Raw genomic sequence first — 8,297 nt, forward strand, 5'->3', positions numbered from 1 at the left:
GCCAAGAAGAGCTCAAGATCCAACGAGGAAACCTCCAGGCCAAAGAAGCCCTGATCGAGGAGCTACGCACCCTCATACAGGATGAAGAGAATATCGGTAGGGCCTTCAATCAGTTCAATGAAATCAGAGAGCGCTGGAATGAAGTGGGCGATGTACCACGTGACCAGTACAGCCGTACGCAGACCGAGTTCTCCCGATTGCAGGAGACTTTCTATTACAACATAAGCATCTACAAGGAACTGGCCGACCATGACAAGAAGGTCAATCTGAAGAAGAAGAAAGAACTCGTAGCCCAAGTACGTGCCCTGGAGAAGGAAAACAATATCCAAGAACTCGATCGAGCAGTTAAAGGGCTGATCAAAAAATGGGATGACATAGGCGCTACTTTCCAGCACGAGTGGGAAGTGGTCAAAGAAGAATTCTGGGGTGAAGCACGCAAGCACATCGCCAAGGTCAATGACCACTATGAGCATCAGCGGGCCCAGATGGCCGAGAATCTGGAAAAGAAGAAGGCCCTCATCAAACAAGTGGAAGACATTGCTGAGAAGGATCGTTCCAAGCGCAAAGAGTGGAATAACAGCACTGATAAAGTCCTTGCTATACAAGAAGCTTGGAAGAAGGTAGGATTCAGCAAGGAGAACGAGTCTGTCTGGAAGGAATTCCGTGAAGCCTGTGACCGATTTTTCGATGCCAAGAAGGAATTCTACAAGGGACAATCAGAGGTGTACGAGGCCCGAAAGGGAAAGAAACTGGAACTGATCAAAAAAGCCGAAGAGCTCTCCGCCAGCACCGACTGGAAAGATACAGCCGATCAATTGATCAACCTACAGAAAGACTGGAAAGAGATCGGCCCCACCTTCCAGAAGGACGAGAACAAACTCTGGAAGCAGTTTAGGAGCCATTGCGACAGTTTCTTCAATGCGCGCAATCGCAGCTTCAAGGAGCGTGAAAAGGAAGAAAAGGAGAACTTGAAGGTCAAAGAAGACATCATTGAACGCATCAAGGCCTTCACTCCATCCGATGCTAAAGCTCAAAATCTGGAGACCCTGAAGGGATTCAGCCAAGAGTGGAATCAGATAGGCCATGTACCTTTCAAGCAGAAAGACCGCATCTATAAGGAGTACAAAGAGGCACTGGACAAGCACTACAAGCAATTGAGGCTGGATGACCAAGAGAAGAGATCGATCGCCATGCAACACAAACTCGATTCCATCAAGAACGACCCTCGCTCAGTGAATCGTGAGAAACAGCATATCCGCAGGCAGATCGACAAGCTCGCTCAGGATATCAAGCAGTATGAGAACAATCTGGGCTTCTTCAACGACCGTTCAGGGAAGAATCCGTTGATGATAGAAGTCGAGAAGAAGATCGATAGGAACAAGAAACGCATCGATGAGCTCAAACAGATGCTCAAGATGATCGATAAGGCCTCAGTCTGAAGCCGTCCATGCATAGCGTTTCAGAGCGGTCTGATCATCGGTCGAGAGTTTGAGTTCATAATCACCTGTCGCCATCTGACTCATATCCAACTCCACCTCGAGCATACCCTCGGGGGCTTCACCGTTGAAGAGTTCTGTAGCCCGGCCATTCTCATCGGTCAAACTCAGCTCGATAAACTGAGATACTGGTACTTCCACCTTGATCGACTGTTTTCTCAACAGCACATTGCCATCCAAGGGATAGAGATAGGCATAGCGCCTCAGGTTCACGTCCGAACGCCATTTCTGCAGTAACCAACGATAGATCGATACCAAGAGGACCAAGGAAGCGACCACCACACTGGCGATCTTCAACTTCTCCTCATGCAATGACCACCACTCTTCCATCTGTCCTACAATGAGATGATTCCCTCGATCTCCGAAACATCTTCATAGCGCTGGAAGATGACATCAGCACTCAGCACCATCTCCTTAATGGTGACACTGGTGTACTTTCCGGTACTCGATGACTTCAAAGAGTACTCTACATCTTCAGGAAAGCGTTCTTTCAATTCCGCCAACTTATCGATGTCCGTTGGAAAGATGAACTTGTATATATAGACCGAAGGCCATGTATGGAATGCCTCCAATTTCTGTCTCAGATCCTCTCTTTTCTCATCATCCATATCCGCTGCAAATATCCGCATTTACAGCTAAAATCCATCGATTCAAGTAGATTGAACCAATCCTGGACTGAGGTGTATATTGTAGTATGAAATCGATGAGCCTTTTGATGCGATCACTTCTGTGTCCCATCTTGCTGTTGTTGGCGCTAGTCTCCCAAGGGCAAGAGACCCTTCAGGACACCTTGAAGGATTCCAATGTGTTGAAGAGGAGTGCGGTCCCCGCTGAAATGGAGGATATGAAGGAGCGTAATGAAGAGGATTCCGAAGTCCTTCAGAATTCCTCCTCGCTATCAGAAGATGATTTCCAAGTCCATTTCGATACCTATCTCGAAAGTGACCAGAAGCTCAGTCTGGCTCCTTCCCTTCTGCAGGCCTACCAATTGAATCCATCGCATCCTGAAGTGATAGGCTCTTGTGTGGAGTTGTATGGAATGTCTGGGAATCAAGCATCTCTATCTCAGATAATGGATATCGCAGAAGATAAAGGACTCTATCGTGATATGATGGACTATGCAGAATTGCTAGGAGGCGTACAGGAGCCCAGTACCCTACTTTTCACACAAGGAGAGACCGACACCCGTCCGTTGATCCTCAGCACCGGTCTGAATCCCGGATCTCCCTTCGTTATCCGAGTCAGTTGGTTGAATGACACCCTCTTCCTCGATCGATTGTCGCAGATGGGTTTTCACACCCCACAATTCAGATCCTACTCTCAATTCATAGTCGAATTCAGCGAGAAGAATCCGCAACAGACCATCCTCTTGAGTCCTACTCTGGACCCCAGCATTATACGCTCAGCGGCACCAGAGGTATATGCATACGGAGGAGTCTTTTCCGAGTCAGCGCCTCCTGTAGGTTATAATCTGGAATTCTATACAAGTCATAAACAACTAATCGAGCGGATCATTTCAGATCCCCCTGAGGTCAGACTGGATATGAATCTCATTCCGCTTCTGAGTGCAGCCAGTAAAGAGGCTCGAGTCTCATCAGAATACGAGATCGACCCTCAGACCATCGAATCACAGATCGACCAGATACTCGACCGTAACGGTGCCACTTCACTGAAAAAACTCTTGGTGGAGTGATGCTACGTAGCGAATATGGTGGATGGACGGATGAGCAGTTGATGCTCCGGAGTGCCGAAGGGGATTCTGCGGCTTTCACAGAACTCTATGACCGCTATGCAAAACGCATGGTCAACTACTTCAGACGTATGCTGTGGAACGATGAGGAGAAAGCTTTAGACCTCACCCAGGACCTTTTCACCAAGCTAATAAAGAGTCCAGGTTCATTCAAGGAAGGGAACAAATTCAGTACCTGGATATACTCCATCGCTTCCAATATGTGTAAGAATGAGTACCGGAGCCATGAAGTGCGATCTCGCCATGCCGATGGAGTCAAGCAGGTCTATGGCGAGCATCTGATCGGCCAACAGGATCGCTATGACCGCTCCATGTTCAAGCAGCAATTGGCTGAAGAACTCGAACATCTGGACCATGCAAAGCGCAGCACCTTCATCATGCGCTACAAGCAAGGACTATCCATCAAAGAGATAGCCCAAGTCATGGATTGCAGCGAAGGAACCGTGAAATCCAGGCTATTCTATACCCTGAAAAAACTATCGGTCGGGCTGGCACAGTTCGATCCAAAAAGACAGTGATCATGAAAGAGAAATACGGACCTGAAGACCTGGAACAATTACTCGAAGAGAAGCAGTACGAAGAACTTCTTCCCGAAGAACGCCAGTATGTGCTCAAACATATCGATGGGAAGGAGGAGTATGATCTCATGAGGGATACCCTCTTCGCTGTGCTCGAACCCGGATCGGAAGTGGATCCCCCTGCTGCTCTTCGTCAAGAACTCATCGCCAAGCACCGATCGCACCATGCCAGACCTCGATTCACCATCTGGCTCAATAGCATAGCTGCTTTCTGGCAGGGTCGAGCATACGTGGTAAGACCAGCATTGCAATTGGCCGGGTTGGCTCTGGTTTTGGGAGGAGTCTTCTGGGTATTGTCTACGAATGACCCAGCTCTGGAATCAGACAAGATCGTCCAACAAACTCCCTCTGAACAAGATGGGACCCCGAACAGTGATGATGCAATGGGACTGGAAGATGACACCTCTTCCCTATTAGATGAAGAGAATGAAGAGCTGAATAACGATTTAACGGAATCTGATGAAAGTAAGGCGCTTCCATCCACCGTATCGACCAAGGAAGAGGAATTTGGAAGTGATCACGCAGTCGCAGGCGAGCTTGACATCATGGATCCTCCAGCAATGGATGAATCTCCTTTGGGAGAACAGTCTACGGCATCGGTCGAAGAACAAGCAGAAAGCCTCGCAGAGGTGATCGATGAGAGATTCGACTCTGATGTGGAAGCTGATGATTCCCCAATAGTCGACAAGAGAAAAGATGAGGAAATAATCTCTAGCCGAGCAGTGAGCCCTACGACAGCTTCTCAAGTCCATAGTGGATACACCTCAGAAGCGGGTGATCAAGGTGCAAGGTACATAGAGCCGCAACCAGTACCTGTGGAATTGATCGAGCTGCTGTATACGGCCCGATGATGGACAGGTATCCCTAGGGATTTACCTTTGCATCCTTCCATGCGCGTCCTACGGATAATCAATCGTTTCAATCTAGGTGGTCCTACCTTCAACGCAGCCTATCTATCCAGATATCTGCCTGATGAATTCGATACCATGTTGGTAGGTGGAAAGAAGGACTACACAGAGGACAATTCGCTTCACATCATCGATAGACTTCAGTTGGAACCGATCATCATCCCTGAGATGAAACGGGATGTCAACTTGATAAACGACTACAAGGCCTACCGGAAGATATGTGAATTGATAGAGGAATTCAAACCGGACATCATTCATAGCCATGCATCTAAAGCAGGAGCGCTGGGTCGATTAGCGGGCAAGAACTTGCACGTACCGCATATGGTCCACACGTTTCATGGACACGTATTCCACTCCTATTTCGGACGATTGACCACATCGGTCTACAAGTCGGTGGAGCGCTACATGGCCAAGAATTCTTCGAGGATCATTGCTATCAGTGAGAAGCAGAAACATGAACTGGTGGACATCTATAAGATTGCAGAGGCTGATAAGGTCACTGTGGTAAATCTCGGGTTCGAGTTGGATAGATTCCAGACCGATTTCGAGCGCAAGAGAAAGGATTTCAGAGAGTTCTATCAATTGAGTGACGATACGGTGGCTATCGGCATCGTTGGTCGATTGGTGCCTATCAAGAATCATGAGATGTTCATCCGGGCCGTACGCTATATCATCGACAACAGTCATCAGAAGGTAAGAGCATTCATCATAGGAGATGGAGAACTTCGACCAGAGTTGGAAGAACTTGCTCGTAGATTGGAGATACCGTTCAATGACCCGGAGATAGATGAGGATGATCAATTGACTTTTACCAGTTGGATGAAAGACATCGATACGGCCAATGCAGGAATAGACATTGCCGCTCTGAGTTCGAAGAATGAAGGTACTCCAGTGAGCCTCATAGAAGCGCAAGCGGCCAACCGCCCGATCGTATCCACTGACGTAGGAGGAATCCAGGATATCGTATTGCCTGGAGAAACGGCCGTTCTTTGTCCGCCCAATGACCAAGATGCATTCAATGAGAGCCTACTTCGATTGGTAGATGATGCAGATTATCGACTCAGATTGGGCGAGAAAGGATGGGATTTTGTAAAAGACCGCTTCCATTACAGCCGTCTGGTCGATGATATCACTCAGCTCTATCATTCGCTGGATTAACCCATCACATCCCTAAATCATACCTTTGCGGGAATTTGCTCAGTACATTATGAAAAGGACTTATTGGTTCATGCTGTTCGTCATTGTAGCAATGGCCAGTTGTACAGTGAACAGGGATATCATGTTCAAGACTCCGGTCGACTATGAATTCGATGACATTCCTACCGTAGATAGTGTCGACTATGAGATCAGTCCATTCGATAGACTACGGTTCAATCTTTTCACCAATGACGGGTATAAGCTCGTAGATGTCATTGGTCAAACACAGACCCAAGGAGGAAACAATGCTCAGGCCATCCGTCAGTTCGGGCTGACCTACTTGGTAGAGCGTGATGGACAGGTCAAACTACCGACCCTAGGTAGGGTGAATCTCAAGGGTATGAATATCATAGAAGCTGAGAAATATCTCGAAGGCCTCTATGCAGAGTATTATCGCAAACCTTTCGTACAGCTCTCGGTGGTCAACAATCGGGTGATCGTCTCTCCCGGAGCCGGTGGAACGGCCGAGGTGGTCAACATCACAGACAACATGACCGTGGTGGAAGTCCTTGCACGAGCAGGTGGAATCAACCAGCGTGGAAATGCATCTCGCGTCAAATTGATCCGAAATGCAGATACAGGTACAGAGGTCTATCACCTCGATCTATCCACAATCGAAGGTATCGAAGAAGGAAACCTCATCGTGCAGGCCAATGATATCATATATGTCCAGCCGAATCCAGAGATTGCAAGAGAGGTACTGCGTGACATCACGCCCATTCTTTCTCTGATCACCACGACATTGGCCTTGGTAACTATCATCAGAAATCAATAGGGATTTCGTTAGCTCCAAATGAGACAAGAAGAAATAAGCAGCTTCAACGAGAGTTTCGAGCGCTACCGTGACCGGATCACGAACTTCAGTAACGAGTTCGAGTTCGGCCTGTTCGTTCACATTCTCAAGAGGTCGCTTCCGATCATCATCGGCATCATCTTGATCTTCGGTATCGGGGCGAGGTTGTACTTGAGATACTCTGTCCCTACTTTCAAGGCAAGTGTCACACTCCAGTTGGAGAAGGATGATCAAGCCAATAAGATCCTCAATGTAGGCAACTACATGGAAGGCAATGAGCTCTCTTCCGACATCGAACTGCTCAATTCCGGATTCATGCTCAGCCGCACGTTGGACAATCTGGAATTGCCCGTCCGGTATTTCGAGCAGGGAAAACTCAGAGGTAGTGAACACTATCAGAACGCTGGATATGAGATACGTATCCTCTCCGTTCAGGATTCCAGCTTGGCCTTCAATGAACCCTTCTTCCTGAAATCGGATGAGGTCAATGGCTTCTTCATCACGCATCGCGAGATAGAGTATGGACCTTATTCTGCTACAGAACGTATCGACCTCGGCTTTGTGGAAATGGTCCTGCTGGTTGATAATGAAGAGCGTATGGCAGATACCGAGCTCGGTAATCAACGCTATTTCATCCTTACCAGAAAGGAGGCCCTAGAAGATGAATTCTCCAAACAACTGAAGGCCGGTATCCTCAATCGGAATGCTCAGACCTTGGTCATCTCGTGTACCAATCAGAATCCTCGATTGGCGAAGGATCTGGCCATGGCGCATGCCCATACCTTTCTAGAGTACGATCGTGCACGTAAGGAGAAGAGTTCTGAACGTATTCTCGATTTCATTGAGAGTCAATTGGATACAGTGAGTGAGAATCTCCGGAATGCTGAGTTTCTATTGAATTCATTCAAGCAGGAATACAAGATCAATCAACTGAGTGAGGTAAGCGGGGTATATCTGGACCGGCTGAACGAGGCAGAACAACAGCTTTTCAATCTACGGATGTCCGATAATCTGCTGGACGAGATCTCCAAGGTGAGCGAATCCGAGACCGGACTGGATGTCTACAATCTCATGGCGGTCATCGTAGGCAGCGAGTTCGAGAATAACCTGCAGCAACTGCTCTCCGACCTGGGAGAACTGCTTCGAGAGCGCGAAGAGATGTTCTTCGACATGACCGAGGAAAGCGAGTATACCAAGTCATTGGACTACCGTATAGAGATCCAGAAGAATCTCATTGTAGAAAGCATCAATTCGCTCCAGTCAAAGAACGATGCCAGACGAGAAATGCTTCAGGAACGCTACAGTGAACTGGAAGCCGTGTTCAGTGGTCTACCGGTCAAGGAGCTCGAATACGCACGATACGAGCGATTGTACAATATCAACGAGAAGTACTACACCAACCTACTCGAGCGGAAGATCGAGTATCGAATTTCCAAGGCAGGGTTCACCACGGATAACAAGATCCTGGAGGAGGCAACGGTCCCTTCTACTCCTCTCTCCCCAGTGCCCAATGGCATCTATTCGGCATTTCTTGGATTAGGTGTGCTCCTGTCCATACTCTTTGTGGGGTTACGC

At 48.0% G+C, this 8,297-nt stretch carries 9 protein-coding genes; 7 read left to right on the forward strand and 2 right to left on the reverse strand.

The genetic code is table 11. The features are described from left to right. The coding region (locus tag HKN79_06915; protein ID NNC83291.1) for a DUF349 domain-containing protein at positions 1 to 1,439 on the forward strand (1,439 nt) is incomplete at its 5' end. On the opposite strand, the gene HKN79_06920 is transcribed toward HKN79_06915, so the two are convergent. Beyond that, complete coding sequence (locus tag HKN79_06920; GenBank protein NNC83292.1) at positions 1,431 to 1,826, reverse strand: hypothetical protein; 396 nt, start codon at positions 1,824 to 1,826, stop codon at positions 1,431 to 1,433. The genes HKN79_06915 and HKN79_06920 overlap by 9 nt on opposite strands. A gap of 5 nt (positions 1,827 to 1,831) precedes the next feature. Then, positions 1,832 to 2,125: a DUF493 family protein gene (locus tag HKN79_06925; protein ID NNC83293.1), complete on the reverse strand. Its 294-nt coding sequence runs from the start codon at positions 2,123 to 2,125 to the stop codon at positions 1,832 to 1,834. Between the two features lie 86 nt (positions 2,126 to 2,211). Here HKN79_06925 and HKN79_06930 point away from each other — a divergent pair, with 86 nt between their 5' ends. The 6 genes from HKN79_06930 to HKN79_06955 form a co-directional block, all read left to right on the forward strand. Beyond that, positions 2,212 to 3,189: a hypothetical protein gene (locus HKN79_06930; protein NNC83294.1), complete on the forward strand. Its 978-nt coding sequence runs from the start codon at positions 2,212 to 2,214 to the stop codon at positions 3,187 to 3,189. Beyond that, the gene (locus tag HKN79_06935) at positions 3,189 to 3,764 is read left to right on the forward strand and encodes an RNA polymerase sigma factor (GenBank protein ID NNC83295.1); all 576 of its coding nucleotides are present in this window, start codon (positions 3,189 to 3,191) and stop codon (positions 3,762 to 3,764) included. Before HKN79_06930 ends, HKN79_06935 begins: the two co-directional genes overlap by 1 nt. Positions 3,765 to 3,766: 2 nt before the next feature. Continuing rightward, entirely contained in the window at positions 3,767 to 4,675 is a 909-nt protein-coding gene (locus tag HKN79_06940; protein NNC83296.1) for a hypothetical protein, read from the forward strand. A gap of 39 nt (positions 4,676 to 4,714) precedes the next feature. Next, positions 4,715 to 5,890 carry a glycosyltransferase gene (locus HKN79_06945; protein ID NNC83297.1) on the forward strand — a complete coding sequence of 392 codons (1,176 nt, stop codon included), beginning with the start codon at positions 4,715 to 4,717 and terminating at the stop codon, positions 5,888 to 5,890. A 49-nt stretch (positions 5,891 to 5,939) separates the two neighbouring features. Continuing rightward, positions 5,940 to 6,704: a hypothetical protein gene (locus HKN79_06950; protein ID NNC83298.1), complete on the forward strand. Its 765-nt coding sequence runs from the start codon at positions 5,940 to 5,942 to the stop codon at positions 6,702 to 6,704. Between the two features lie 18 nt (positions 6,705 to 6,722). Continuing rightward, the coding region (locus tag HKN79_06955) for a hypothetical protein (protein ID NNC83299.1) at positions 6,723 to 8,297 on the forward strand (1,575 nt) is incomplete at its 3' end.

Source organism: Flavobacteriales bacterium, assembly GCA_013001705.1.
GTDB lineage: Bacteria > Bacteroidota > Bacteroidia > Flavobacteriales_D > JABDKJ01 > JABDLZ01.